The sequence below is a fragment of the Agromyces lapidis genome (assembly GCF_009749405.1).
Lineage (GTDB): Bacteria > Actinomycetota > Actinomycetes > Actinomycetales > Microbacteriaceae > Agromyces > Agromyces lapidis.
The window spans coordinates 505,603-531,292 of the sequence record NZ_WBIQ01000001.1 but is presented as its reverse complement, the minus strand read 5'-3'; the positions used below and the strand labels follow the sequence as shown (position 1 = coordinate 531,292).

The 25,690-nt window shown below is 72.2% G+C and carries 17 protein-coding genes; 4 read left to right on the top strand and 13 right to left on the bottom strand.

The genetic code is table 11. The annotated features are described in order from the left end of the window. Nucleotides 1-30: 30 nt before the first annotated feature. Nucleotides 31-672: a 4'-phosphopantetheinyl transferase family protein gene (locus GQQ93_RS02265; protein ID WP_157422579.1), complete on the bottom strand. Its 642-nt coding sequence runs from the start codon at nucleotides 670-672 to the stop codon at nucleotides 31-33. 85 nt (nucleotides 673-757) lie between these two features. Here GQQ93_RS02265 and GQQ93_RS02260 point away from each other — a divergent pair, with 85 nt between their 5' ends. Beyond that, nucleotides 758-1,519: a lysophospholipid acyltransferase family protein gene (locus tag GQQ93_RS02260; RefSeq protein ID WP_376863500.1), complete on the top strand. Its 762-nt coding sequence runs from the start codon at nucleotides 758-760 to the stop codon at nucleotides 1,517-1,519. 202 nt (nucleotides 1,520-1,721) lie between these two features. Further along, a complete protein-coding gene (locus GQQ93_RS02255; protein ID WP_157422578.1) occupies nucleotides 1,722-2,663 on the top strand; it encodes a hypothetical protein in 942 nt (313 codons plus the stop codon). A gap of 1 nt (nucleotide 2,664) precedes the next feature. On the opposite strand, the gene GQQ93_RS02250 is transcribed toward GQQ93_RS02255, so the two are convergent. Next, on the bottom strand, nucleotides 2,665-3,144 hold the full coding sequence (locus tag GQQ93_RS02250) for an OsmC family protein (protein ID WP_157422577.1): 480 nt from the start codon (nucleotides 3,142-3,144) through the stop codon (nucleotides 2,665-2,667). 126 nt (nucleotides 3,145-3,270) lie between these two features. Between GQQ93_RS02250 and gabT the strand changes: the two genes are divergently transcribed. Continuing rightward, nucleotides 3,271-4,644, top strand: a complete 1,374-nt coding sequence (gabT, locus tag GQQ93_RS02245; RefSeq protein WP_157422576.1) for a 4-aminobutyrate--2-oxoglutarate transaminase — start codon at nucleotides 3,271-3,273, stop codon at nucleotides 4,642-4,644. A 3-nt stretch (nucleotides 4,645-4,647) separates the two neighbouring features. Beyond that, entirely contained in the window at nucleotides 4,648-5,637 is a 990-nt protein-coding gene (locus GQQ93_RS02240) for an asparaginase (protein ID WP_157422575.1), read from the top strand. A 79-nt stretch (nucleotides 5,638-5,716) separates the two neighbouring features. On the opposite strand, the gene GQQ93_RS02235 is transcribed toward GQQ93_RS02240, so the two are convergent. The 11 genes from GQQ93_RS02235 to GQQ93_RS02185 all read right to left on the bottom strand — a co-directional run bounded on the left by GQQ93_RS02235 (nucleotide 5,717) and on the right by GQQ93_RS02185 (nucleotide 25,683). Next, nucleotides 5,717-6,499 (bottom strand): ABC transporter permease, encoded by a 783-nt coding sequence (locus tag GQQ93_RS02235; protein ID WP_246192057.1) that lies wholly within the window; start codon nucleotides 6,497-6,499, stop codon nucleotides 5,717-5,719. A 113-nt stretch (nucleotides 6,500-6,612) separates the two neighbouring features. Further along, nucleotides 6,613-7,524: an ABC transporter permease gene (locus GQQ93_RS02230; protein ID WP_157422574.1), complete on the bottom strand. Its 912-nt coding sequence runs from the start codon at nucleotides 7,522-7,524 to the stop codon at nucleotides 6,613-6,615. 2 nt (nucleotides 7,525-7,526) lie between these two features. Then, nucleotides 7,527-8,726 (bottom strand): ABC transporter ATP-binding protein, encoded by a 1,200-nt coding sequence (locus GQQ93_RS02225; protein WP_157422573.1) that lies wholly within the window; start codon nucleotides 8,724-8,726, stop codon nucleotides 7,527-7,529. Between the two features lie 2 nt (nucleotides 8,727-8,728). Next, entirely contained in the window at nucleotides 8,729-9,943 is a 1,215-nt protein-coding gene (locus GQQ93_RS02220) for an ABC transporter substrate-binding protein (RefSeq protein WP_376863504.1), read from the bottom strand. Nucleotides 9,944-10,079: 136 nt separating this feature from the next. Continuing rightward, nucleotides 10,080-13,151, bottom strand: a complete 3,072-nt coding sequence (locus tag GQQ93_RS02215) for an FtsK/SpoIIIE domain-containing protein (RefSeq protein WP_157422571.1) — start codon at nucleotides 13,149-13,151, stop codon at nucleotides 10,080-10,082. 93 nt (nucleotides 13,152-13,244) lie between these two features. Continuing rightward, nucleotides 13,245-13,847, bottom strand: a complete 603-nt coding sequence (locus GQQ93_RS02210) for a zinc-ribbon domain-containing protein (RefSeq protein WP_157422570.1) — start codon at nucleotides 13,845-13,847, stop codon at nucleotides 13,245-13,247. Further along, nucleotides 13,844-16,141, bottom strand: coding sequence for a transglutaminase TgpA family protein (locus GQQ93_RS02205; RefSeq protein ID WP_157422569.1), 2,298 nt, complete (start codon nucleotides 16,139-16,141; stop codon nucleotides 13,844-13,846). The genes GQQ93_RS02210 and GQQ93_RS02205 overlap by 4 nt, the downstream gene beginning before the upstream one ends. Continuing rightward, the gene (locus GQQ93_RS02200; RefSeq protein WP_246192014.1) at nucleotides 16,138-17,451 is read right to left on the bottom strand and encodes a DUF58 domain-containing protein; all 1,314 of its coding nucleotides are present in this window, start codon (nucleotides 17,449-17,451) and stop codon (nucleotides 16,138-16,140) included. The genes GQQ93_RS02205 and GQQ93_RS02200 overlap by 4 nt, the downstream gene beginning before the upstream one ends. Beyond that, on the bottom strand, nucleotides 17,448-18,419 hold the full coding sequence (locus GQQ93_RS02195) for an AAA family ATPase (RefSeq protein ID WP_157422568.1): 972 nt from the start codon (nucleotides 18,417-18,419) through the stop codon (nucleotides 17,448-17,450). Before GQQ93_RS02195 ends, GQQ93_RS02200 begins: the two co-directional genes overlap by 4 nt. After that, nucleotides 18,416-24,283 carry an Ig-like domain-containing protein gene (locus tag GQQ93_RS02190; protein WP_157422567.1) on the bottom strand — a complete coding sequence of 1,956 codons (5,868 nt, stop codon included), beginning with the start codon at nucleotides 24,281-24,283 and terminating at the stop codon, nucleotides 18,416-18,418. Before GQQ93_RS02190 ends, GQQ93_RS02195 begins: the two co-directional genes overlap by 4 nt. Beyond that, nucleotides 24,283-25,683, bottom strand: a complete 1,401-nt coding sequence (locus GQQ93_RS02185) for a serine/threonine-protein kinase (protein ID WP_157422566.1) — start codon at nucleotides 25,681-25,683, stop codon at nucleotides 24,283-24,285. The genes GQQ93_RS02190 and GQQ93_RS02185 overlap by 1 nt, the downstream gene beginning before the upstream one ends. Nucleotides 25,684-25,690: the final 7 nt, after the last annotated feature.

The window sequence follows — 25,690 nt, the reverse complement described above, 5'->3', positions numbered from 1 at the left end:
CTGTATGGCGCGGAGCGCCGAGGCATCCGGTCAGACGAGCACCGCGACCGAGGCGACCACCGCGCCCGGCACGGCGAGGTCGTGGAAGCGCACGCCCCGCCACCCCGGTCCGAGCTCGGGCACGGTGCGCTCGATGCGCCCGATGCCCTCGTCGTTGCCCGGCATGCTCACGGCGAGGGTCGAGGGCTCGGTGAACCCGGTGTGGCCGATCGCGCGCAGGAGTGCCGACTTGCGGGCCCACAGGATCGCCCGTGCGCGAGCCTGCTCGGGCGGGTCGAGCGCGGCGAGCGCGGCACGCTCGCTCGCGTGGAGCGCCGCCTCGTCGACGCCCTCGAGGGCTGCGGCGCTCACGAGCTCGAGTCCGACGCCCACCCGTCGCCTCGTCGCCGCCGCAGCAACGACGAGTTCGCCTGCGGCGCCCGCGTCGACGAACCACGGCGCCCCGGAGGGGGTCGTCGGATACCCGACGGTCGGTCGGCCATGGTTGCCGCCGCACGTCTCGCAGGAGTGCACGAGCTCGACGTCGTCGGCGGGCACCCCCGCCCCGGCGGCGAGGAGTCGCCGCAGCAGCAGCTCGGGCCCGAGGCCGCCACGCCGCCCGCGCGCGGCCGTGACCACCCGGGCGTCCCCGCCCGGCAACTCGACGATCTCACCGTCGGCGGCCGCGTCCATGCCGTCCATCCTCCCCCATCCGACTCACGCGCGGCATGCCGCGGATATTCCGCCCATCGCATACCCGCACTCGTAGGGTCGGAAGGTGAGTGAGATCGAGGCCGACGCCGTTCCCGCCCCCGCGGTCAAGCGGGGTCCCGCCTACCGCATCTTCCGCGGCATGCTGAAGCCGATCGCCCTCCTCGTGTACCGGCCCACGATCACCGGCCGTGAGAACGTGCCGAAGCACGGGCCCGTCATCCTCGCCTCGAACCACCTGTCGTTCGTCGACAGCGTCGTGATCCCGCTCGCCTCGCCGCGGCCCGTGCAGTTCCTCGCGAAGTCGAGCTACTTCACCGGCACCGGCTTCTCGGGCTGGCTCTCGCGCACCTTCTTCGGCGCGATCGGCGCAGTGCCCGTCGAACGCGGCGCGGGCGCTGCGGCGCAGGAGGCCCTCGACGCCGGACGACGCATCCTCGAGCAGTCCGAGGCCTTCGCCCTCTACCCCGAGGGCACCCGCTCCACCGACGGACGCCTCTACCGGGGCCGCACCGGGGTGGCGTGGCTCGCCCTCACGACCGGTGCGACGGTCGTGCCGGTCGGGCTCGTCGGCACCCAGGAGATCCAGCCGATCGGTGCGAAGATGCCCCGCGTGCGGCCCGTCACGGTCCGCTTCGGCAAGCCGCTCGACCTCAGCCACCACGGCCCGGCGACGAGCGGACGCGCCCGCCGCGCCGCGACCGACGAGATCATGGCGGCGATCCACGACCTCACCGGGCAGGAGCTCGCCGGCCAGTACAACGAGGTGCCGCCGCAGAGCGCCCTCGCCCGACTCGCCGACCGGGTCGTGCCGCGCGAGCGGGTCTGAACGTCCCAGGGCCCGACTCGCCGACCGGGTCGTGCCGCGCGAGCGCGTCTGAACGTCCCAGGGCCCGACTCGCCGATCGGGTCGTGCCGCGCGAGCGGGTCTGAACGTCCCAGGGCCCGACTCGCCGATCGGGTCGTGCCGCGCGAGCGGGTCTGACCCGGTTCCCAGCGGGCCCCGACGTGCACCCGGTATGGTCGCTTCGATGACTCCCGCGAAGCTCGCCGCCGCCGTCGCACTCGCGACGGCCGCGCTCCTCGGCCTCGCCTCCTGCGCTCACGCCTCCCCCGATGCCGCATCCCAGGGCGCACAGTGGCAGGGCGGTGCCGCGGTGCGCGCCGTGCCGACGCCCGAGTTCGAGATCCCCTCGGCGAGCGCGGAGTTCGACCCGGGGCTCATCGTCAGCGACGACGCCTTCTACGACGCGAGCGCGATGAACGCGGCCGAGATCCAGGACTTCCTCGAGGGCCTCGACTGCCGGCCGGCCGACGACGTGCCGTGCCTGGCCGACTACCGCCAGACGACCGAGTCGCAGCCCGTCGTCGGCGGCCGGCACTGCGCCGCCTACGAGGGCGCCACCCGCGAGCGGGCGAGCCGGATCATCCAGAAGGTCTCGGAGGCCTGCGGCATCAGCCCGCGCACCCTGCTCGTGCTGCTGCAGAAGGAGCAGTCGCTGCTGACCCGGCCGAGCGAGTCGGGCTACCTGCGGGCGACCGGCTACGCCTGTCCCGACACGGCCGACTGCGACACGAAGTACTTCGGCTTCTTCAACCAGGTGTACAACGCGGCCTGGCAGTTCCGGCAGTACACCGAGGAGCCCGCGCGGCAGTACCGCATCGGCGAGGTGCGGGTGCAGTACCACCCCGATGCGGCGTGCGGGGCGACGAAGGTGGCGATCCGCAACCAGGCGACGGCGAACCTCTACAACTACACGCCGTACCAGCCGAGCGCGGCCACGCTCGCCGCCCCCGAGACCGGCGACGGCTGCTCGGCCTTCGGCAACCTCAACTTCTGGCGTCTGTGGCACCGATGGTTCGGCGACCCGCAGGCCGAGCGCTACCCCGGGTTCCTGCCCGAGTGCAGTCGACTGGTCGGCGGGCACACCTGCCCGCCCGGGCCGACCCTCCCGGCTCGCCCCGGCGCCTGACTCAGTCGCCGCGCACCACGACGGTCGCCGCGTGGCGCACCGGGAACGCCACCGAAGCGGCGATGAAGCACTTCTCGGATGCCTCGGCGTGCAGCCGCTCGGCGAGCTCGACCATCGAGGCGTCCGCGACCACGACCCTCGGGCGCAGCACCACCTCGGTGAAGGCGCCGCCCCCGCGGCCGTCCTCGACCATCGTGCCGCTCGGCGCATCGGTGTAGCCGCGGACGATCACGCCGTGATTCGTGGCGACGTGCAGGTACGAGAGCATGTGGCACTGCGCGACGGCCGCGAGGAGCATCTCCTCGGGGTTCCACCGTTCGCGGTCGCCGTGGAAGGTCCGATCGCTCGACCCCGCGATGTCGTGCTCCTTGCCCGCCGCGCGCACGACGTGCCTGCGACGGTAGTCGCGGTAGCCGCTCGTGCCGGTGCCCTCGTCGCCCTGCCAGTCGATCGCGACCTCGTAGTGGTGCGTTCCGAGCATTCCGCCGCCTCCTCGTCCGTGCCGGCGCGTCCTGGTCGCAGCACCGTGCACCCTCCGATTCTGCCCCCTTCGCGCCCGCCCGCGGCCCGGCGCCGACGACGCCTGCGGCGATAGGGTGGAGGCACCATGACTGACTCCCAGATTTCAACCCGGGCCGCCGCGCCCGCGTACTCCGTGCCCCAGGAGCGCAAGATCGTCACCGCCGTTCCCGGCCCCAAGTCGCAGGCGCTCCAGGCCCGACGCCTCGAGGTCGTCTCGGCCGGCGTCTCGAGCGCCCTGCCCGTGTTCATCGAGCGCGCGAACGGCGCCATCCTCGTCGACGTCGACGGCAACCAGTTCATCGACTTCGGCGCCGGCATCGGCGTCACCACGATCGGCCACACCGACGCGCGCGTCGTCGCCGCCGCGACCGAGCAGCTCGGCGACGTCATCCACACGCTGTTCACCGTCACGCCGTACGAGGAGTACGTGCGCGTCGCCGAGCTCCTCGCCGAGCACACGCCGGGCAACTGGGCGAAGAAGTCGGTGCTCGTGAACTCGGGCGCCGAGGCGGTCGAGAACGGCGTGAAGATCGCGCGCAAGCACACCGGCCGCCGCGCCGTCGCCGTGCTCGACCACGCCTACCACGGCCGCACGAATCTGACCATGGCGATGAACTACAAGGCGATGCCCTATGGCACCGGCTTCGGCCCCTTCGCCGGCGACGTGTACCACGCACCGAGCTCCTACCCCTACCGCGACGGCCTCTCCGGCGTCGATGCCGCGGCCCGCACGATCGCCTACCTCGAGAAGGTCGTCGGCGCGAGCGACCTCGCCTGCCTGGTCGTCGAGCCCATCCAGGGCGAGGGCGGATTCATGGTGCCCGCCGACGGCTTCCTGCCGACGCTGCAGGCCTGGTGCACGGCGCAGGGCGTCGTCATGATCGCCGACGAGATCCAGTCGGGCTTCGCCCGCACCGGGCGCTACTTCGCGAGCGAGCACTTCGGCTGGGAGCCCGACCTCGTGCTCAGCGCCAAGGGCATCGCCGGCGGCCTGCCGCTCGCGGCCGTCACCGGCCGCGCCGAGATCATGGACGCCGCCCACGCCGGCGGCCTCGGCGGCACCTTCGGCGGCAACCCGGTCGCGTGCGCCGCGGCGATCGCCGTGTTCGAGTCCATCGAGGAGCACGACCTGCTCGCCGAGGGGCGTCGCATCGAGGCCGCGCTGCTCGCCGGCCTCGAACGGCTCGCCCAGCGCTACGACGTCATCGGCGAGATCCGTGGCAAGGGCGCGATGATCGCGATCGAGCTCGTGCAGCCCGGCACCGGTGCCACCACGAAGGCGCCGAACCCCGAGGCGGTCTCCCAGCTCGTCGCCTCCGCGGCTCAGCAGGGCGTGCTGTTCCTCAGCGCGGGCACCTACGGCAACGTGCTGCGATTCCTGCCGAGTCTCGCGATGAGCGACGCGCTGATCGACGACGGCCTGCGCGTACTCGACGACGGCCTCGCGGCCCTCGGCTGAGCCGTGGCCGAGACGTTCTCCGTCCAAGACTCCGTCCAGCTCGCAGTGGTCGAACGAAGTGGTTTCATCGAGTCCAGGCACGCCGGTTCCGCCGTCGTGCTCTCCCCCGACGGCGAGGTCGTGCGCGCCCTCGGCGACGTCGCGACGCCCGTCTTCCCGCGCTCGGCCCTGAAGCCGTTCCAGGCCGTCGCGGTGATGACGAGCGGGGTCACCCTCCGCGGCGAAGACGCGGCGATCGCGATGGCGAGCCACTCGGGCACGGCCGCCCACGTCGCGCTCGTCGACGGCCTGCTCGGCCGGGTCGGCCTCACCGACGCGGCGCTCGGCTGCCCGAGCTCCGCCCCGGGCGATCGGGTCGCCCGCGACGAGCTCGTCCGCCGCGGGGGCGCCAAGCGCCGCGGCTACATGACCTGCTCCGGCAAGCACGCCGCGATGCTCAACGCGTGCGTCGCGAACGAGTGGCCGGTCGAGGGCTACCTCGACCCCGAGCACCCGCTGCAGAAGCGCATCCTCGATGTGCTCGAGCGGCTCACCGGCGAGCGGCCCGCGGCCTCGGCGATCGACGGCTGCGGCGCCCCGGTGCACGCGATCACGCTCACGGCGCTCGCGCGGGGCATCCACAAGATCACGACCGCGCAGGCCGGTTCGCCCTTCGCCCTGTACCGCGAGTCGGCGGCGCTCACCGCCGCGGCCCGCGAGCACGCCTGGGCGGTCGCCGGGCCGGGCCAGCCCGACACCGTCGCCATCGACCGCCTCGGCGTCTTCGCGAAGTTCGGGGCCGAGGGCGTCATGGTCATGTCGGCACCCGACGGCACGACGACCGCGCTGAAGGTGCTCGACGGCTCCTCGCGCGCGTCGACCATCATCGGGCTGCGCCTGCTCGCCGCGGCGGGCGCCCTCGACGACGCCGCGATCGACGCGGTGCAGACCGAGCTCGATCTCTGGGTCATGGGCGGCGAGCGCCGCGTCGGCGAGATCCGCGCGACGGTCTGAGCAGCTCGCAGCGAAACGACGGATGCCTCGGCGGGATCACTCCCGCCGAGGCATCCGTCTCGGTGCGAACCGGTTCGGGTCAGCTCAGCTTCGCGAGTCGTTTCGCCCGTGCCGCGCGCGACACCTGGGCGGCGACGACGAGCACGAGCGCGAAGAGGAACACCGCGGAGGCGATGACGTTCGCCTCGGCCGGGATGCCGCGCGACGCCGAGATGTAGATGTACTTCGGGAACGTCGAGACGGCGCCCGAGTTGAAGTTCGTGATGATGAAGTCGTCGAAGCTGAGCGCGAACGACAGGAGGGCCGCGGCGAGGATGCCGGGCATGAGCAGCGGGAACGTGACCCGCCAGAACACCTGCGCCGGCGAGCCGTAGAGGTCGCGACCCGCCTCCTCGAGCGCCGGGTCGAGGCTCGCGACGCGGGCCTTCACCGTCACCACGACGAAGCTGATGCAGAACATCGTGTGCGCCAGGATGATCGTCGTCATGTCCTTCGCGACGCCCACCGCGAGGAACTGCGCGGCGAGACCCGCACCGAGCACGACCTCGGGGGTCGCCATCGGCAGGAACAGCAGCAGGCTGATCGCCGAACGCGCCCGGAACCGGTAGCGCACGAGCGCGAGCGCGATCATCGTGCCGAGGGTCGTCGCGATGACCGTCGCGACGAGGCCGATCACGATGCTGTTGCCGAACGCCTCGCAGACCGCTCCGCCCTCGACGTTGCAGACGTTCAGCCACTTGTCGAAGGTGAACCCGCGCCAGGCGATGTTCGACTTGATCGAGTCGTTGAACGAGAACACGAAGGTGTAGACGATCGGGATGAGGAGGAACACGAACGCGATCACGGTGTAGACCGGCAGCAGCCAGTCGCCGAGACCGAGCCGGCGCGGCCGGACCCTGCGCCCCGGGCGCTGCTCGTCGAGCTGTTCGCTCTCGCTGAGGCCGCCGAGCACGGCGGCCGCCTGGACTTCTCCGCTCACAGCAGGTCCTCCGTTCCGGAGCGCTTCACGTAGACGCCGACGAGCACGAGGATCGCGGACATCAGGATGATCGACAGTGCCGCTGCCGCCGGGTAGTTCAGCAGCACGAGGAAGTTCGCCTCGATCACGTTGCCCATCATCTGGGTGTCGGGCCCGCCGAGGAAGTCGCGGCTCGCGTTCACGTAGTCGCCCGCGGCGGGGATGAACGTGAGCAGCGTGCCGGCGACGATGCCCGGCATCGACAGCGGGATCGTGACCTTGCGGAACACCGTGAACGGGTTCGCGTAGAGGTCGCTGCCCGCCTCGAGGTAGCGCAGGTCGAGGCGCTCGAGCGTCGTGTAGAGGGGCAGGGTCATGAACGGGATGAAGTTGTACGTCAGACCGAAGATGACCGCGAACGGCGTGCCCGTGAAGTGCGCGTCGGGCGCCATCAGCGAGAGCGCCTTCAACGAGGTGATGATGAACGACTCGTCCGAGAGGATCTGCTTCCACGCGAGGGTGCGCAGCAGGAAGCTGATGAAGAACGGGGCGATCACGAGCACGAGCATGAGGCTCTGGAGGAGCGGCCAGCGCCTGGCCTTCACGCCGATGAAGTACGCCAGCGGGTAGCTGAACGCCAGCGCGAGCACCGTGGCGGCCAGGGCGTAGCCGAACGACCGCAGGATGTGCGGCCAGTACGCCTCGACGACGTCGACGTAGTTCTGCCAGTTGAACGCGTAGTCGTACTGGCCGATGTCGCCGAACTCGCTCGGCGCCTGCAGCGAGGTCAGCACGAGCGACACCAGCGGCGTCAGGAAGAAGAGCACGAGGTAGAGGATGCCGGGCAGCAGGAGGAAGAGCGCGATGCGGCTCTTCTTCCTGGGTGCCTGCGGCTGCACCTCCGCCGTCGCGAACGCTGCGAAGGCCATGGTCAGTGCTCCTCGAGCTCCGCGACGAGCGCATCGCGCCGCTGCGCGGCGATCGACCGGGTGTCGGTGTCGGCCGGGAATCGAGTCGTCTCGCCCGGCTCGTCCTCGAGGCCGAAGCCGTGCTCGACCTCCCAGCTGATCCACGCCTCGGCGCCCTCGGCGGCGACCGGCCCGAAGCCGATGTTCTGCGCGAACACCGTGAGCGTGCCGAGCCCGGGCACCGCGACGAGGTACTGCGTGCTCACGCCCGAGAACGAGACGTCGATCACGCGGCCGGGGCCGATGAGGTTGCGCTCGGAGGAGGCGGCTGGCGCCTCCCGGTGCAGCGCGACCTTCTCGGGGCGCACGCCGATCGTGACCTCGCCCTGGTGACGGGCCGCGCGGGCCGTCGGCACGATCACCGGGGTGCCCTGCACGTCGACCGTGATCGCGGTGTCGGTCGTGCCGACGACCGTGCCCGTGAAGAGGTTCGACTGCCCGAGGAAGTTCGCCACGAACGCCGTGCGCGGCAGCTCGTAGAGCTCTTCGGGCGCGCCCATCTGCTCGATCGCGCCCTTGTTCATCACCGCGACGGTGTCGGCCATGGTCATGGCCTCCTCCTGGTCGTGGGTGACATGGAGGAAGGTCAGGCCGACCTCCTCCTGGATCGACTTCAGTTCGAGCTGCATCTGCCGGCGCAGCTTCAGGTCGAGCGCGCCGAGCGGCTCGTCGAGGAGCAGCAGGGCCGGTCGGTTCACGATCGCGCGGGCGAGGGCGACGCGCTGCTGCTGGCCGCCCGAGAGCTGGGCGGGGCGGCGCTGCGCGAGGTGGTCGAGCTCGACGAGACGGAGCGCCTCGTGCGCACGCGCCTCGGCGTCGGCGATGCGCCTGCGCTTCAGCCCGAAGCCCACGTTCTCGAGGATCGACATGTGCGGGAAGAGCGCGTAGCTCTGGAACACCGTGTTGACGGGCCGCTGGTGCGCCTTCGTCGAGGTCACGTCGGTGCCGCCGATGAGGATGCGGCCCTGCGTCGGCTCCTCGAGGCCGGCGACGAGTCGCAGCGTCGTCGTCTTGCCGCAGCCGGAGGGGCCGAGCAGCGCGAAGAACGATCCGGCGGGGATCGTGAGGTCGAGCTCCTCGATCGCGGTGAAGCCCGGGAAGCGCTTCTGGATGCCGACGAGCTCGAGGTCTGCGCCGCGTTCGGCGAATTCTCGGATCGACACCGTCACGACCCCAACAGGATCGACTGGAACTCGGCCTGGTACTTCTGCTCCTCCGCGCCCGAGAGCGTGCGGAAGATGTGGGCCTGCGACAGCGTCTCCTCGTTGGGGAAGATGAGCTGGTTCTCGGCGAGCTCGGGGTCGATCGCGACAGCCGCCTCCTTCGCGCCGACCACCGGGGTGATGTAGTTCACCCAGGCTGCGACCTCTGCGGCGACCTCGGGCTCGTAGTAGTAGTTGATGAGCGTCTCGGCGTTCGTCTTGCGGGGCGAGCCGACGGGCACGAGGAAGTTGTCGTTCCAGAGCGTGCCGCCGGCGGAGGGCAGGGCGAACTCCCACTTGTCGCCGGCTTCGGCGTTGAGCACGGTGATGTCGCCCGACCAGACGATCGCGGCCAGCGTGTCTTCGCTCTTCAGGTCTTCGAGGTACGAGTTGCCCTTGATGTTGCGCACCTGGCCGTCCTCGACCTGCTGACGCAGGACCTCGATGGCGGCGGTGTACTCCTCGTCGCCCCAGTCGCCGGCGATGTCGACGCCCATGTCGAGCATGATGCAGCCCATCGTGTCGCGCATCTCGGAGAGCACGCCGACGCGTCCCTTGAGCGAGGAGTCCCACAGGTCGGACACGCTCGCGAGCCCGCCGGGGATGGCCTCCTTGTTCCAGGCGATGCCGGCGAAGCCGCCCTGCCACGGGACCGAGAACTTGCGGCCGGGGTCGAAATCGGGGTCGGCGAGCGCCGGGGTGAGGTTCGCCAGGTTCGGGATGTTGTCGTGGTTCAGCTCCTGCGTGTAGCCGAAGCGGATCCAGCGGCCGACCATCCAGTCGGTGAGGCAGACGGTGTCGGCGCCGATGTCCTTGCCGAGGGCGAGCTGGTCCTTGACCTTGCCGTAGTAGGTGTTGTTGTCGTCGACCGCGACCTCGTAGTTGACCTCGATGCCGGTCTCCTCCGTGAAGCGGACCAGCGTCGGGTAGTTGCCGTCCTCATCCTCGTCGATGTAGGCGGCCCAGTTGGCCCAGTTGAGGGTCTTGTCGGTCTCGGACTTGTCGGCCGCGGCGGTCGGCTTCGCCTGGCCGCCGCCGGTCGAGCAGGCGGCGAGGGCGAGTGCGGTCGCACCGGCGCCTGCGCCGGCGAGAAGGGTGCGACGATTCAGCTGCGACTGGCGCGCCTGTGCGATCAGCGAGCGGATCATCGGGTCTTGGGGCAGGGGGCGAGTGCTCACGAGGGACTCCATTTCGGTTGCAAGCGCATGCGGGGTGGGAAGATACTGACACACTGCAGGGCGATCACGCAGTACTTGATGTCCGAATCGTTAATTTCTTGGAACGTTCTGTACGGATTCCGTCACGGATCGCGCCTCACACGGCGGAATCGGTTGTCGATCCGACGGCCGGCCACGTGCGGCGCACGGTCGCACCGCCGGGCGGCCTCACCCACAGCTGCGCGGCCCCCTCGTCGAGGAGGGGCGGCAGCGTGCGATCCGCGATGAGCGCGCGATACTCGGATGCCCCGCCGCGCACGAGGATCGTCGCGGTCTCCCTGATCGTCGGGAGGAGGGACCAGTGCGCCGTCCACGCCTCGGCGCTGCCGACCGCGACGACCGGCGCATCGCGGCGGCCGAGGGCCCCGAGCGTCGCGGCGTCGGCGTGCGAGCCGAGCACGACCGCCGCCTGTCCGGCACTGCCGAGCAGTTCGGCGTCGGCCATCGGGCTCGTCGTCACGAGCGCGATGCGTGCACCGGGCTCGAGCTCGAGCGGCGGAATGCGCGTCGCGAGTCGTGCCGGGCTCGGCAGCTGTGCGCCGGGTGCGTCGACGACCTGCACGCGCCGCCCCCGCCATTGTCCCGAGCCCGGCGCCTCGACACCCTTCCAGAGCTCGCCTGCTCCCCCGGCCTGCATGAGTTCGGCGCGCGTCGCGTGGTGCAGCAGGAGGCGAGCGCCGAAGGCGTCGCGGAGACCGTGCGGGACGCCGAGCCATTGGGTCGTCGAGGCGGCCACCCAGAGCCCGCGGGACCGTCCTTCACGCATCAGCGCCTCGAGCCGCTCGAGCGCGAGTGCCCGGTAGTCATCGGGCCACGCCCGGAAACGGGTGTCGAGCTCGTCGATGACCAGCAGCCGAGGAGCGGGAGCACTCCCGCGTGCACCGTGGGCGAGCTGTTCGATGGTGTCCCAGACCGCGCTGCGCGGGCCCTCGAGCCGCACGAGCGCCGAATCGCCGTGCCGGGCTCGCACCACGGCGGCGACCGCCTCGAGCGCGGTCGAACGGCCGCTGCCCTGCACCCCGGCGACGAGCAGGTGACCGTCGACCGCCGGATCCCACACGGCGGCCGATCGTCGCTGCAGCTCGGGCTCGTCGACGAGTCCGAAGGCGCTCGGGACCACCCGGTCGGTGCGAGCATCGACGACGCCCGGTGCCTCCGCGCGGCCCGATTTCGCCGCACCGCCCGTCGCGCCCGCCGCCGGGTCATCGGACCCCAGGAGCCCGGGGAGCTCGTCGGGCGCGATGCGATGGGGAAGCGGGTCGACCCACGGGCGGCGAGCCCGTGCCAGCGACGCGCTCGCCACACGGGCGCCGAGCACGGCCGCCTCGTCGGCGATCGCCGACTGGAACCGCACCGGCCGACCGTCTCCACGATCGACGACCGCACGCCCGGGCGCATCCGGGGGAATCTCCGCCGCCTCCTCGGTGCCGACGATCGCGAGGCTGTCGACCCGTTGCATGACGCGGAGCGAGACGCGGAGCGCGCAGTTGGCGGAGACCTGCTCGCGCACGACGCCGTTCGGACGTTGCGAGGCGAGCACGAGATGCACCCCGAGGGAACGGCCGCGGGCCGCGATGTCGGCGATGACCGCGCCGAGTTCGGGGAACCGCTCGATCATCGCCTGGAACTCGTCGACCACGATCACGAGTCGGGCGAGCGGAACCTCTTCGCCGAGCTCGCGGAGGTCGCGCGCACCGACGTCGGCGAGGATGGCCTCGCGCTGCCGGAGCTCGGCCCGCAGACTCTCGACCGCCCGCAGCGCCTCGCCCTCGTCGAGATCGGTCACGACGCCCACGACGTGCGGAAGCGAGCGGATCGGCTCGAAGGCCGCGCCGCCCTTGAAGTCGACGAGCAGGAACGAGACGAGCGCCGGCGGGTACGCCCGGGCGAGCGCCGTGAGCCACGCGAGGAGGAACTCGCTCTTGCCGCTGCCGGTGGTGCCGGCGACGAGTGCATGCGGGCCGTGCGCGACGAGATCGAGCACGAGGGGGCCGCCGGCCGCGGTGCCGACGGCCACGGCGAGCGAGGTACGCGCGTGCGCGCCGTCGATCGCGGCGGGAAGCTCGGCGAGCGCGACCCTGCGCGGGATCCCGGCGTCGCCCGCGAGGTCGAGCAGCTCGGCGACGCCCGCGACGGCGTCGCCCCATCGATTCGCCTCCACGAGGCCGACGAGCGCCGGCTCGATCGCAGCCTGTGCCGAGACGCCGTCGCGGTGCACCACCGCCGCCCGTGGGCCGGCGAGGCGGACGACGGTGGCGAGCCCCGGCGGCAGGAGCCGCACCTCCTCGGCGACGACGAGACGGAACGGCTCAGCGGATCTGCCGCGGGACGCCCGGCGCGGACGGCCAGTCGCTGCCGTGCCCACGACCCCCGTCGCCTCGACCGTGCCCGCCGTGTTCGCGGCGGGCTCCTGCTCGGATGCCGGGTCGATGACGACGATGCACGGTGCGTCGTCGCCGCCGGGCCCCGACGCGTCGCGCCGACCGTGCGGCAACCGCCGCACCCACTCCCATTCGACGCCGTGCGGAGCGGCCACGGAGACCGCACGCGGATCGACGCGGCCGGCGAGCTGGACGAGCGCGGCCCGCGCGGCGGAGCGTGCCAGCGCGATCGGCCCGACGTAGCCGACCCCGGTCGAGGGCTCGGCGAGCACGGGTGCCCCGTCGAGTCGGGCGGCTGCCTCGAGCACGGCACGGTCGCGCGCATCGGACGGAACACCGTCGACGCGCACGCCACTGCGCCTGACTCCGACGCCGACCACGAACGGCGACGGTGTCCGATCGGTCCACGCGGGCCGCGCCGCGCCCGCGACGATCGACGAGGGCGACGGCGTCTGCCGCCACGCCGCCCGGCGCTCCTCGTCGTGGCGTGCCGAGATCTCCGCACGGAGCTCGTCGAGGCGCGCCTCGCGGTCGGTCTCGGCGCGACGCAGCCGGCGTCTCGCCTGACGGCGGGCGTCGAGCAGCGACGCGACCGCGACGATCGGCCCGAGCACGGCGAAGACGAGCGAGAACGGCGAACCCGTGATCGCCCAGAGGGCGAGCGCACCGCCGACGGGGGCGAGGGTCGCGAGCACCGGGAAGCCCGGTCGTTCGGGTCGGGGAGACGCCTGCGGCAGCGTCAGCGGCAGCAGCAGGGCGCTCGGGTCTTCGTCGTGGAGGGGGTGCACCGGGACATCCGATCACCCGGCGCACGCGCGTTGCGCGGAGCCGCTCAGGCGGTGGACGACGTGCCCCGCGCCCCGGCTGTGGAGGAGCGGACGTCAGGCGACGACGAAGGACTGCTCGGCCAGCTCGACCCGGCTGCCGCGCGGCACGAGGTAGCGCCGCCCCGGCTCGCAGCGGAGCGCGCCGTCGTCGGGTCGCCGCACGACGGTGCCGTTGCCGGAGAAGCGGTCGGCGACCCACAGCACGCCCTCGTGCTCGCCGAACTCGAGGTGGGTCTTCGAGACCGAGAGGGTGCGGTCGGCGATCTGCACGAGATGATCGAACTCCTCGCCGGGCTGCGGCAGCGGCCGCCGGCCGATGAGGCCCGTGCCGAAGACCATCAGCGTCTCACCGGTGCTGAATCGCAGGGTGAAGCGCGGTGCGGCGGGCCGCTCGGCCGCAGGCGGTGCCGGCCGTTCGGCCGACGTTGCGACGTGGCCCGCTTCGGGGATCGGCACGGGCGCGGCGAACCCTTCGACGGGCACGCTGACCACGCCGCTGTTGCGCTGGGAGGTGCGTAGCCGATCGACGACCGTCGTGTCGCCCGGCCGCGGGTCGGCGCGCCGCCGCGACTCGGGCGTCGCGCTCGTCGAACTGCCGCATTCGCCGCAGAACATCGCCTCGGCGGGCAGTTCGGCACCGCAGATCCGACACCTCACGAACGTGCTCCTCTCCGGGTCACAGCGTACCCGCCGAGCGAGCGCAGCGAGATCGCCGCCCGGAGCCGGTCGATCGGCCGGCGCGTCTCGCCGAGGCGCCGCTGCAGCTCGTCGACCGTCTCCCAGACCCGTCGATCATCGCCGTCGGCCGGGCCGCCGGGCGCGTACACGGCCCGGTCGACCACCGAGGCGAGCACGAGCGGGCCGAACCCGCCGACCATCGCCGCCTGCTCGGCACGCGTCGCGTTGGGCACGATCGCATAGCCGTAGTCGCTCGCGGAATCGGCGAACTCCCGCCACCCGCCCTCGATGCGTTCGACGGCGGTGCCGGCGCGACGGCGGAGTCGACGTCGCCGCAGCTTCGCGACCATCACGGCGAGGAACGGGCTGAGGATCGCGGCGAGGCCGAGGAGCACCATCCCGGAGACCTCGAGCACCGCGAACAGCGCGTCGAGCCACCCGGCCGAGCCGTCCGTCGGGTCATCGGCCGAGGCATCCGGCTTCGTCGCGTCGTCGTCGACGGGCGTGAACTCCGCGGGCGGCGGCAGCGCGGACTGCGGTCGCGAGACGCTCTGCGGCTGGTCGGGCACCTTGTCGGGGATGGGGCGCAGCGGCGGATTGGGATCGACCGCGACCCACTCCCCTTCGGAGGTCTGCACCTCGATCCAGGCCTGCCGGTCCTTGCTCCTGAATCGTACGAGATCGGCCTCGACGTCGTACTCGGTGCCGGGCTGACGGAGATACCCGACGACCACGCGTGCCGGGAACCCGATCCGTCGAGCCATGAGCGCGGCGGCGACCGCGTACTGCTCGCCGTCGCCCACCATCGGCCGTTCCGAGGCGAGCTCGGCGATCCGGTCGAGCGCATGCCCCGAACGGCTCCGCTCCCCGTTCAGCCCGTGGCTCACGTAACCGTCCCGATGGAAGCCCTCGATGATCGCGGCCAGCCGCTGCCCCTCCGCGTCCGCGGGCGGCGCCCACTCGTCGAGGAGGTCCTCGAGCTCGTCGGGCAGTTCGGGCATCGGCGGCAGCACGCTCGTTCCGGGTCGAAGCACCGAGAGGTCTCGCGGCGGAGCCGGCACCATCGAGACCGCGGTGTACCGGTCGCCCTCGCGGAGCCCCTGCTGCACGGCCGCGGTGCCCGTCACGTCGTTGTAGAAGAACCCCTCGGCGAGCTCGTCGCTGCGCGGCCCCGCGAAGTCGATGCGTTCGAGCCGCCCGATCCCGGGGACCCACACGTCGTCGTAGCCCAGGACAGAGACGTCGATCCGCTCCGGTTCGCCGTAGCCCTCGGGCTGGTCGAGCCGATAGGGCACCCGGCTGAACCTGCCCGAGAGGCCGTTGCCGTCGTCGCCGCCCACCGAATAGACGATGCCGTCGTACGTGTCGAGCACGGCGATCCTGAGGCCCGCCCGAGCCGGGAGCCCATGCACCTCGAGCATCGGCTGCTCGGCCACTTCGTCTCCGAAGGCGGTCCGGAACCCGGCGAGCGGACTGTCGTGCTCCCGGGGCTCGAACGGCGGCTGCAGTTCGGAGCGCACCACGGTGCGCGGCGGCATCGGCAGCACGACCGCGGCCGCGGTCGCCCCGACGAGGGCGACGGCGATGAGGGCGGATGTCCCGACCACGCGCCGCGCATCGGCGAGCGTCGCCTCGACCTGCCGCCCGCCCGGGACCCGCCGGCGCTGTGCGATCCTGACCCGGGCGAGCCACGCGACGGCGGCCACGAAGAACGCGAGCCCGGCCTCGAGCGCGAAGGTGGAGTGCACGACGCCGAGCGCGATGCCGGCGAGGAGGAGAGCCGCGGGCGGCAGCACCGCGAATGCCGGATGACGGGACCGGAGCGCGATCGTCACGGCGCAGGTCGACGCGACGAGTCCGAGGAGGAAGGGCGGCACGAGGAGGGCCTGGTACGAGCCGACCGGCACGGCGATCGTGACGAGCTGCTTCCAGGAGAGCGCGGCCCCGGACACGAGCTCGGCGAGGCCCTCAGGGGTCGGCAGCAGCCCGAACAGCGCGCGGTCGGGCACGGCGACGGCGACGCCCAGCACGAGATATGCGGCGAGGACGGCGAGCACCACGACCCAGGCGGGAGCCCGGAGCCTCGCCCCGGCCACCCCGATCGCCGCTCCGGCGACGATCGCGGTGCCCGCCGCCGTGAAGAACGCCGCGCTCTCGTACGTCGGCCACCAGGGGATCATCGCGGCTGCGAGCATCGCCAGCACGAGCGCGACGCTGAGCGCGGTCGACCATCCGCCGCCGGCGGCAGTGGCACTCCGCTCGCGGGCGTTCATGCGACCGACGCCGATCTCGCGAGCATCGCCCGAAGGTCCTCGAGGTAGCCGATGCCGAACACCGTGAGGCCGGAGACGGCACGGGCGGTCGGCTCACCCTCGGGCGAGCACTGCACGGCGACCACGTCGACCCCGGCGGGCACCCGGCTCGCGGCCGAGCGCAACGGGCCGGTGCCGCGCGCCGTGCCGGTGACGAGCACCGCGAGCGAGAGGCCGTGGAGCGATTCGGCGGCGCTTCGCGCGACGTCGGGCAGGAGTGCGACGCGCTCCTCGCGCTCGACGACGCAGAGCGCGTCGACGAGCCGGTCGCGCGACACGGTCGGGAGTTCGCGCATCGAGCCGGTGCGCCCTGACTGGCGGCCCGAGACGACGAAGGAGACACTGCGCGCGTCGCGGATCGCGCGGGCGCCGACGGATGCCGCGGCACTCACCGCGAGCTCGAACTCGGCATCGCTCGCATAGGCCCCGGTCTCGAGGTCGAGCACGACCATCAGCCTGCTGCGCCGGGACTCCTCGAACTGGCGCACCATGAAGGTGCCCGTCTTCGCCGAGCTCTTCCAGTGGATGTAGCGGCGGTCGTCGCCGGGAACGTACTCGCGCAGCGCATGGAAGGCGATGTCGCTCGAGGTGAGATCACGGGTCGGCGAACCCTCGAGATCGCGGATGAACCCGCTGCTGAGCGCCGCGATCGGGACCGTGCGCGGGTGCACCTTGAGCTCGGCGGTCTCGGACCAGACGATCTCCCGGCGCATCAGGCCGATCGGGTCGGCGCGCACCGTGCGGGCGGGGCCGATCGGCACGATGCCGCGTCGGTCGGTCGGGATGCGGAACTGCACCTCGTACTCGCCTCCGCGGGCCAGGCCCGGCAGCACCCGCTCGACGACCGCGTCGCCGACGGGCAGTTCGAGCTGCACTCCTCCGAACCGGCGGCGGCCGGGGTTGACCGCGACGAGGCGCGCCTCCGCTTGCTCGCCGACGACGACCCTGGGGATCGGCACGACGAGCCGCACCTGGCCCGCACCGCGTCCGACGAGCCAGAGCGCGGCGGCCGCGATCAGCACGACGAGCGCCCAACCGAGCGCGACCACCTCGAGCAAGCCGAACGCGTAGCCGACCACGAGCGCGACCAGGCCCGAGGCGAGCACGCACCAGCCGAGCGGGGTCACGACGCCCTGCACCGCCCGCACCGCACCGCCGAGGTATGCCGACGCGGCCGCGGCCGCGCCCACGGCGCGCCCGATGACCACCGCGAGCACGCCCTCCTTGCGGGCCTCCTCCGGGATCGTCGTACGGGTCGGACCGAGGGTCACATCGCCTGCCTCGTCGAGGGTGGCGGCGTCTCGATGAGCACCTGCGCGATCATGTTCGAGGCGGTGACGCCGTCGAACTCGGCTTCGGGGTCGAGGATGAGCCGGTGCGCGAGCACGGGCTCGGCGAGCGCCTTGACGTCGTCGGGCACCACGTAGTGCCGCCCGCGACCTGCGGCATGCGTCTTCGCCGTGCGGATGAGGGCGAGCGCGCCTCGCACGCTCACGCCGAGACGCACCTCGCGGGCCGTGCGGGTCGCGTCGACGAGCCTCGACACGTAGTCGTGGATGGTGGGATCGACGAAGACCGTGCGCGCGAGCGCGGCGAGCTCGATCACCTCGGCGGCGTCGACCTGCGGATCGACCCGCTGGTCGTGCGCCCGCTGGTCGGCGCCCTCGAGGATCCTGATGGTCGACGCGTGATCGGGGTAGCCGATCGAGGTGCGCATGAGGAACCGGTCGAGCTGCGCCTCGGGCAGCCGGTAGGTGCCGGCCTGTTCGACAGGGTTCTGGGTCGCGATCACCATGAACGGATGCCCCACCGGGTGCGACTGCCCGTCGACGGTGACCTGCCCCTCCTCCATCACCTCGAGCAGCGCCGACTGGGTCTTCGGGCTCGCCCGGTTGATCTCGTCGGCGAGCACGACGTTCGCGAACACCGGCCCGGCGTGGAACTCGAACAGTCCGGTGCGCTGGTCGTAGACCGTCACGCCGGTGATGTCGCCCGGCAGGATGTCGGGCGTGAACTGCACCCGGTTGCTCGATCCCGAGACGGACTGCGCCATCGCACGCGCGAGCGAGGTCTTGCCCGTGCCCGGCACATCGTCGAGCAGGAGATGCCCCTCGCTGAGCAGTGCGGTGAACGCGAGCCGCACCACTCGGTTCTTGCCGAGCAGCACCTCCTCGACCGCGCCGACCAGGCGATCGAGGGTCGCCGCGAACCGCGCGGCATCATCTGCGGACATCGTCATGACGGCTCCTTACTCGTCGCCACGTACCGGGCTGTCACGCCGGCGACCTCAACATCCAACCAGACCCGGTCGCCGGCGCTGACGCCTGCGATCTGGCAGCTCGTCGGCGTCTGGGCGCGACGACCCCGGTCTCCCTCGATTCCGCAGCTGAACGTCGCGGGCAGACCCGAGTTGTCGGGCGGGCTCGTCCACGACCAGGCGGCAGCGCGATCGTCCCAGAGCCGACTCGGCAGCGCGAAGGTGAGCGACGGAGAACTGCCCGCGGGCAGCACGTCCGACCAGGGGCCGCAACTGCCCCACGCGCTGCAGCCCCGTACCTGGAATCGGCCGGTCTCGCCGAAGTCGAACCGCCCGTTCAGCAGGTCGCGCAGCCAGCCGGAGCCGCGGAACTCGCGCGTCGAACCGGGCAGCTGGATGCCGTTCTCGTCGACGGCGACGATCTCGAGGCGGGACGCATCCGAATCGACGCCGTCGATGTAGCGGTCCCAGGTCTCCGCACCGTTCCATCCCATCCGGCTGTCGACGCCGCCGACGCCTCCCGGAGCCGGCCGCACGACCGTGCCGGCGACCCCGGTGTGCGCGCATCCGGCCCGGTTGTAGCCCCAGACGATGAAGGAGTACCGGGTCGACTCCGTGGCCGTCCCGGTGAAGCGGACGCTGGAGGTGTCGGGGCCGACGCCGATCGTCTCGGCGACCGTGCCGCCCGTCGAGGGCGGCACCACCGAGCCGGGCGCCGGGGTGGTCACCGAGCAGGCCTGCGCACCTCCGGGCACCGCGGTCTCCCCCGCGACGAGTCGTTGCACGAAGTATCCGGCGATGGCGTCGCCGTTGCCCGAGAACGGCGCCCACGTCACGGTGACGGTGCCGGCCACGGCGTCCCCGACCACGTCGATCCCACCCGCGATCGGTGCACCGAACGGCGTGCCGGCGGTCGTCGCCTCGGTCCATGTCGCGAGCGCCGGGTAGGCCTGGTTGCGGGCGCTGACCGCGACCGGGACCCGACTGCCGTTCGGGATCGACTGCGAGTCGACGCTGCAGAGCGATGCGGTGCACGCCGACGCCGCGGAGACCTCGGTCGCGACCCCGGCGACCGTCACGACGTACGACCCGACCGGGCTGCCCGATCCGGCGGAGACCGGACTCCACTCGAGGCGGAGGCGCCCGTCGCGCGGGAGTGCGCGAAGCCCGTCGGCGGGCGGAGGGACGACGTCCGACCAGACTGTACCAGGGACGGTCACCGGATCCGAGAACCCGATCCCGTTGCGCGCCCGGATCTCGACGATCACCGCGTTGGCCTGGCCGTTGCCGGGCGTCGCGATCGTGCAGCTCGTCGTCTCGCAGACGGTCCGCCCGAGCACGTCGCGCGACGTCGGGTCGATCTGCACGAGCTCGTAGCCGGAGATCGGAGAGTTGTTGAACGCACCGGCACCGAAGGCGATGTCGAGGGTGCCGTCACCGAACCCGCTGAGCAGCGGCGAGACGACGGGCTCGGGGCGGTCCTGCACCGACACCGTCACGGCGGCCCATGCCCGGCGCGACGGCTCGCCCGTGGCATCCTCGACCTGGTACCGGATCGTGGTGTTGATCGCCGCCGCTGTCTGGGAGACGGCGACCGTGAGCGTCGATCGGTCCTCGCTCGGCGAGATCGTGACGCCCGCCGGGAGGTCGCCCAGTTCGACGGCGACGACGCGCAGCGGCACGTCAGGAAAGGGGTTGGTGGCCTCGTCGTTCGCCAGCACGTCGATCGACGTCGTGCGCCCTCTCGCGGCGATCGCGGTGTCGTCGGCCGGGCGCGCAACGGGCTGGGTGGACGGCACCACCTGCAGCACGATCCGCCCGCCGCTGCCCTCGCCCGTGTCGTCCGAGACGCCGATCGTGATGAACGACTCGGTGCCGAACTCGGTCTCCGATCGGGCGGTGATCGTGAGGTCGGTCCCGTCGAGCTCGACGTCGAAGCCCTCGGCTTGCGGCGGCAGCACCTCGTAGTCGAGGTCGTCGGGCTCGGTGGAGCCGGGCGAGCGGGTGAGGCGACCCAGGTCGATCGTCTTCCGTTCGCCCGGTTCGAAGTCGATCACGCCGCCGATGAACGCCGGCGGCTCGTCCTCGTTCGAGGTGACGTCGATCGGGATGACGACGGTGCCGGTGCGCCCGTCGGGGTCGTCGGCCGACTCTCCGTCGGTCGCCGTGAACGAGATCGACGCCGGCCCGGAATAGCCCGGCTCGCTCCGGAACCGGAGCGTGTCGCGGTCGACGACGAGCGAGGAGCCGTCGCTGTGCGAGGCGAGCACGCTCGCCTCGTCTGCGATGCGCACGGGGTGGCCGGAGGCGGCGATGACGAAGTCGGCGAGTTCGAGCTCGATCGCCTCGCCGCTGCGCACCTCGACGTCGGGGGCGTCGGCGCGCAGCTGCGGCAGCGCGTCGTCGCGGCCCGGCACCCACACGAAGGCGTACGCGGTGATCTCGGGGTCTTCGGGATGCGACACCACGAAGGGGATGATGCGCCGGCGGTCCTCGACCGCGACTCGGATCGAGCCGTCGTCGAGGACCTCCGCACCGCGCCGGTAGCCGTCGACCAGGTCGACGCCGAGTCGCCGCTCGTCGCCGTCGGCGAGGAAGACCCCGCGCAGCACCGGAACGACGACTGACTCCGCATCGACGATGTCGGTCAACGTGAGCACGGTGTCGGATGCCTCGGGGCGGGCGAGGGGCGCGTCCTCGCTCGCGATGACGGTGAGGAAGCTCGACGAACGGCCGAGCGTCTCGTTCTCGATGATGTAGCTGAACCCGAACTCGTCCTCCTCCGCCGGCACGTCGACCTCGACCCGGTCGCCGACGACGCGTGCCGCGCCCGCTCCCTGCGGGTCGACGCCGACGATCTCGAGCGCGCCGCCCGCTGGATCGAAGTCGTTGTCGAGCACCGGCACCGTGATCGTGCGTTCGGGCCGCACCGTGATGACGTCCTCGACGGCGACCGGTGCCGCCGGTCGCTCGTTGCGCGGGGCGATGCCGATGCGGACCGTGCCCTCGGCCCGGGCGCCCAGCGCGTCGATGACGGCGTAGGCGAAGGTGTCGGTGCCCGCGGAGTAGTCGGCCGCGCGATAGTCGAGCCAGTCGGGACCGCTCGCCTCGACCGTGCCGAGCTCGGTGTTCGACTGCTGCCCGAGCAGCTGCACCGAGTCGCCGTCGGGGTCGATGCCGCCGAGCGGGATCCGGATGCGCACCGTCGCTCCGGCGATCACCCGGGCGTCGACCGCCTCGGGCACGGGCACGGCGTTCGTCTCGGGATCGGACTCCCGCACCGAGATCGACACCGCGGCGTTCGCGAACTGGCCCCGCTCGTCCTCGACCCGATAGGTGGCCGTGTACGTTCCCGGGGTCTCGGGGGCGAAGTAGCGCAAGCGGTCCCCCGAGACGAAGAGCAGCCCGTCCTCGGGCGGCGATGCGAGCTCGGGCGAGAGCAGCAGCGGGATGCCGTCGGGATGCTCGTCGTTCTCGAGCACGGGGATGTCGATGACGTCTCCGGTACGCACCGAGACGGTGTCGTCGGCGGCGACGGGCGGCTGTGCGAGTGCCGGCTCGGGCATCTGCACGAGCGTGACCTCGCCCTCGGCCTCCGCAAGACCGTTGCTCACCCGGTAGGCGAAGCTCGTCGAGCCCGACCCGAGCGGGCCCGTGAGGGTCACCCGCAGCAGTCGGTGCTCGATGATCTCGATCTGCACGCCCTCCAGGTCGCGGGCGGCGTCGGTGATGACGAGCACGCCGCCCGTCGGGTCGATGTCGGTGGCGAGCACATCGACGTCGGCCGGGTCGCCGACGCGGAGGAAGGCCGTGTGCGGCACGGTGATCGGGGTCGGGTCGCGGTCGGGCGGGGGCTGCACGTCGACGCGCACGACGCCCGTCACCGGGGCCCCGCCGTCGCTCACCGTGTACTCGAGGTGGTGGGTGCCCACCGCGGTGCTCGAGAAGCGGAAGGTGCCGCCGTCGTAGTCGGGCGTGATCTCGACCTCGGGCTTGGCCGGGACCGCCGTCAGCGCGACCTGCCCGGTGCCGCCGTGGACGTGGCGGAGCGGATCGATCCGGATCTCCTCGCCCGCGGTCGCCAGCGCGACGAACGGCTCGGCGACGATCGGCACCTCGCCGGCGGGGTGCACCGTGACCTCGAGCGTTCCGGACGCCTCGGCGCGGCCGTCGGAGACGACGAGCGCGACGACCCGCTCGCCCGTCGAGCCGGTGGCCTCGTGGAAGACCACCGCCCCCTCGGCCGACCACGAGACCCGGTCGGGCGCGTCGACCGAGGATTCGGCGAGGAACACCGGGTCGCCGTCGGGATCGACCCAGTCGCCGAGCACCGGGGTGGTGAGGCGACCGTCGACCGCCACGTCGGCTTGGATGGGTCGGCGTTGCTCGGGTGCCGTGTTCTCGTCGATGCCGCGCACGGTCACCTCGACGTCGGCCGTGGCGCTGCCCCCGCGCCCGTCGCCGATCCGGTAGGAGAATCGCAGCACCCCGGTCGCCTCAGCGGCGAGCGTGAGCTGCAGCTGTTGGTTCTCGGAGACGAGGTCGAGCGTGGCCCACTCGGGGAGCTGTTCCTCTGGCTGCTCGATCATCAGCACGTCGCCGTTCGCGTCGTAGTCGTTCAGCAGCACCGGCAGCAGCGTCGACCGTCCCGGGCGGGCCCCGAAGACGTCGTCCTCGGCGACCGGGTCGACGCTGCGCTTCTCGATGGTCGGCCGGTCCTCGGGATCGTTGCGCTCGAGCTGCTGATCGTCGAGTTCGACCTCGAGCAGTTCCCTCCAATTGTCGATGCGCTGGTACTCCCGGCTCGCCGCCCAGGTGCGCCCGTTGCCGCGGTCGTTGAGCACCAGGGCGGTGCCGTTCGCGAGGTAGTCGAGGTCGTCGCCCGTGGCGCCCTCGAGCGGGAACAGCTCACCGGGCGCACCGTCGCACGAGCGCCATGCGCCGTCGCCGGACCACGCCGCATGGACGCATCCGCCCACCACCACGGGCGCGACGGGGCTGCCCGAACGTTCGGCGCTCGCGCGCCGCACCGCTCCGGTGTCGGAGTCGACGGCGAGCAGCGCCCGGTCGGTCGAGATCCAGATCTCACCGGCGGTCGACGAGGCGGCCTGCAACCGGACTTCGCCGCCGGACCCGATCTCACGCGAGAGATCGATCCGCCGGCCGTCGAGCGCGAGCATGCCGGTCTCGACGTCGAGCACGGCCCAACGACCGCCGGCGGAGGTGATCTGCACCTCGTGGTCGGTGGACCGTTCGATCCGCCACTCGGACGACACCGTTGCGCCGCCGGCGGCGTCGACCTCCACCACCTCGCCCGTCGAGGGCGTGACCGCGAACATCAGGCCGGCGGGGTCGACCGAGATCACCGCGTCGGCGCCGAAGCTCAGCGCCGCGTCGGTGCCCGCGTCGAACTCGGCGAACTCGGCGAGCGGCGTGCGCCACACATCGCCATCGGCGGCGAGCACGACCTGGGAGCCGGCGAGCGCGAGCGTCGTGACCTCGGGCGGCACCGCGACCGGCTGGGTCAGCTCGCTCGTCGCCGCATCGACGATGCCGACGCTCGAGCGATCGACGTCCAGGACGAGCACGGTCGAGCCGCGCTGCACGATGGTCGCGCGACCCCCCGTCTCGACGACCGAGTTGAGCTCGAGCGCCGCGGTGCTCGCACGACCGACCGACTGGGCTCCCTCGTTCGCGACCCAGACCGCCGCGTCACCGAGATCGACCCGCTGCGAGGCGTAGCCTCCGCTCGTGACCGCGATCGTGCCCACGAGGCCGACCACCGCGGCCACCGCGACTCCGGTGATGACCGCCGAGCGATGACGACGCGGGATCGCGAGCCGCATCAGCCGACGCCTTCGACCTCGACGCAGCGCTCGGTGCTCGGTGCTCCCGACTTGCCGTCGCGCGTGACCGTCACGCTCGCGCAGACGCGATCGCGCTCGCCCGCGTCGATCGAGTAGCTGGTCTCCCGCTGCATCGGCGAGGCGTCGCCGTCGACCCTGACGATGTAGGCATCGCCCGACTCGAGACCCGGATCGACCCATTCGAAGGTGACCTCGGCGCCGACGGCGCTGCCCCTGACCTCGGTGACGACGGGGATCGATCGGGTGTTCTGGATGACCGTCACCACGCCGGCGCCGACGAGCCCGAGCAGGAGCACCGCCACGATCGAGATGCCCCAGGCGAGTCGTCCGGCGGTCGGCGGAGCGCTGCGCCCGCGCGAACCGGTGGTCTCTGCAAGCCCGGTTCGAGACGACGGCGTCGACCGCTGCGCCGCGGCGCGACGGCGGCGCCGCGCGAGATCGGCGGTCGGGCGCGCCGGACTCACCCGGGTGCGTTCGTCGAGGTCGACGGCCGTGGCGAGGGCCCAGTCGTCCATCGCCACCTCGATCGGCGTCTGCGGGAGCCCGAGCTCCTCCTCGACCGCCTGGAGGTCGCGGATGAACTCGAGCGCGCCGCTCTGCCTGGCCTTCGGCTGCTTCGACATCGCGCGGGCGAGCACCGACTCGAGGCTGGCGGGTACGTCGACCCGCCCCGTCGGCGGCAGCTTGCCCTTCGAGATGCGGGTGATGAGGGCCTGCGCCTGGTTGTCGCCGCCGATCACCTCGAACGGGCTGCGGCCCGCGAGCAGCGAGTACACGGTGGCGCCGAGGGACCACACCTCGCTCGCCACGGTGCCCGAGATCTCATCACGGAGCACCTCGGGCGCCGACCAGGGAATCGAGAGTCCGACCGGGTCCGTGGTCTCGGCCTGCCCGAGGGTGGCCGCGATCCCGAAGTCGGAGAGCACCGGGTGCCCGTACGCCGTGGTCAGGATGTTCGAGGGCTTGATGTCGCGGTGCAGCACACCGGAGCGGTGGGCCGTCTCGATGGCGCTCGCGATGCGCACGCCGATCGACAGCACCTCGCCGAGCGGCAGCTGGACCGCGCGATAGCGCTGGCCGATCGAGGCCGAGCAGTACTCCATGACGAGGTACGGCCGCCCGTCGGCGGCCACGCTCGCCTGGTACACGGTGAGGATCGAGGGGTGCGAACTCAGCTGCGCCATGAGGTTCGCCTCGGCCTGGAACATCTGGCGCAGGTCGTCGTTCACGACCCCCGCGAGCAGCACCTTCACCGCGACGAGGCGGCGCGGCATGTTCTGCTCGTAGAGGAACACGTCGGCGAACCCGCCGGAGCCGAGCACTCGGATGAACTCGAATCCCGGAAGCGTGGGCGGGGTGGAAGGGAGACGTCGCGTCACGTTCCTC

Bases quoted from the DNA above. Each gene is read 5' to 3' on its own strand.
- GQQ93_RS02190 (WP_157422567.1), bottom strand. From the start codon at position 24,283: ATGCGGCTCGCGATCCCGCGTCGTCATCGCTCGGCGGTCATCACCGGA.
- gabT (WP_157422576.1), top strand. From the start codon at position 3,271: ATGACTGACTCCCAGATTTCAACCCGGGCCGCCGCGCCCGCGTACTCC.
- GQQ93_RS02230 (WP_157422574.1), bottom strand. From the start codon at position 7,524: ATGGCCTTCGCAGCGTTCGCGACGGCGGAGGTGCAGCCGCAGGCACCC.
- GQQ93_RS02250 (WP_157422577.1), bottom strand. From the start codon at position 3,144: ATGCTCGGAACGCACCACTACGAGGTCGCGATCGACTGGCAGGGCGAC.
- GQQ93_RS02265 (WP_157422579.1), bottom strand. From the start codon at position 672: ATGGACGCGGCCGCCGACGGTGAGATCGTCGAGTTGCCGGGCGGGGAC.
- GQQ93_RS02255 (WP_157422578.1), top strand. From the start codon at position 1,722: ATGACTCCCGCGAAGCTCGCCGCCGCCGTCGCACTCGCGACGGCCGCG.
- GQQ93_RS02205 (WP_157422569.1), bottom strand. From the start codon at position 16,141: ATGAACGCCCGCGAGCGGAGTGCCACTGCCGCCGGCGGCGGATGGTCG.
- GQQ93_RS02195 (WP_157422568.1), bottom strand. From the start codon at position 18,419: ATGACGATGTCCGCAGATGATGCCGCGCGGTTCGCGGCGACCCTCGAT.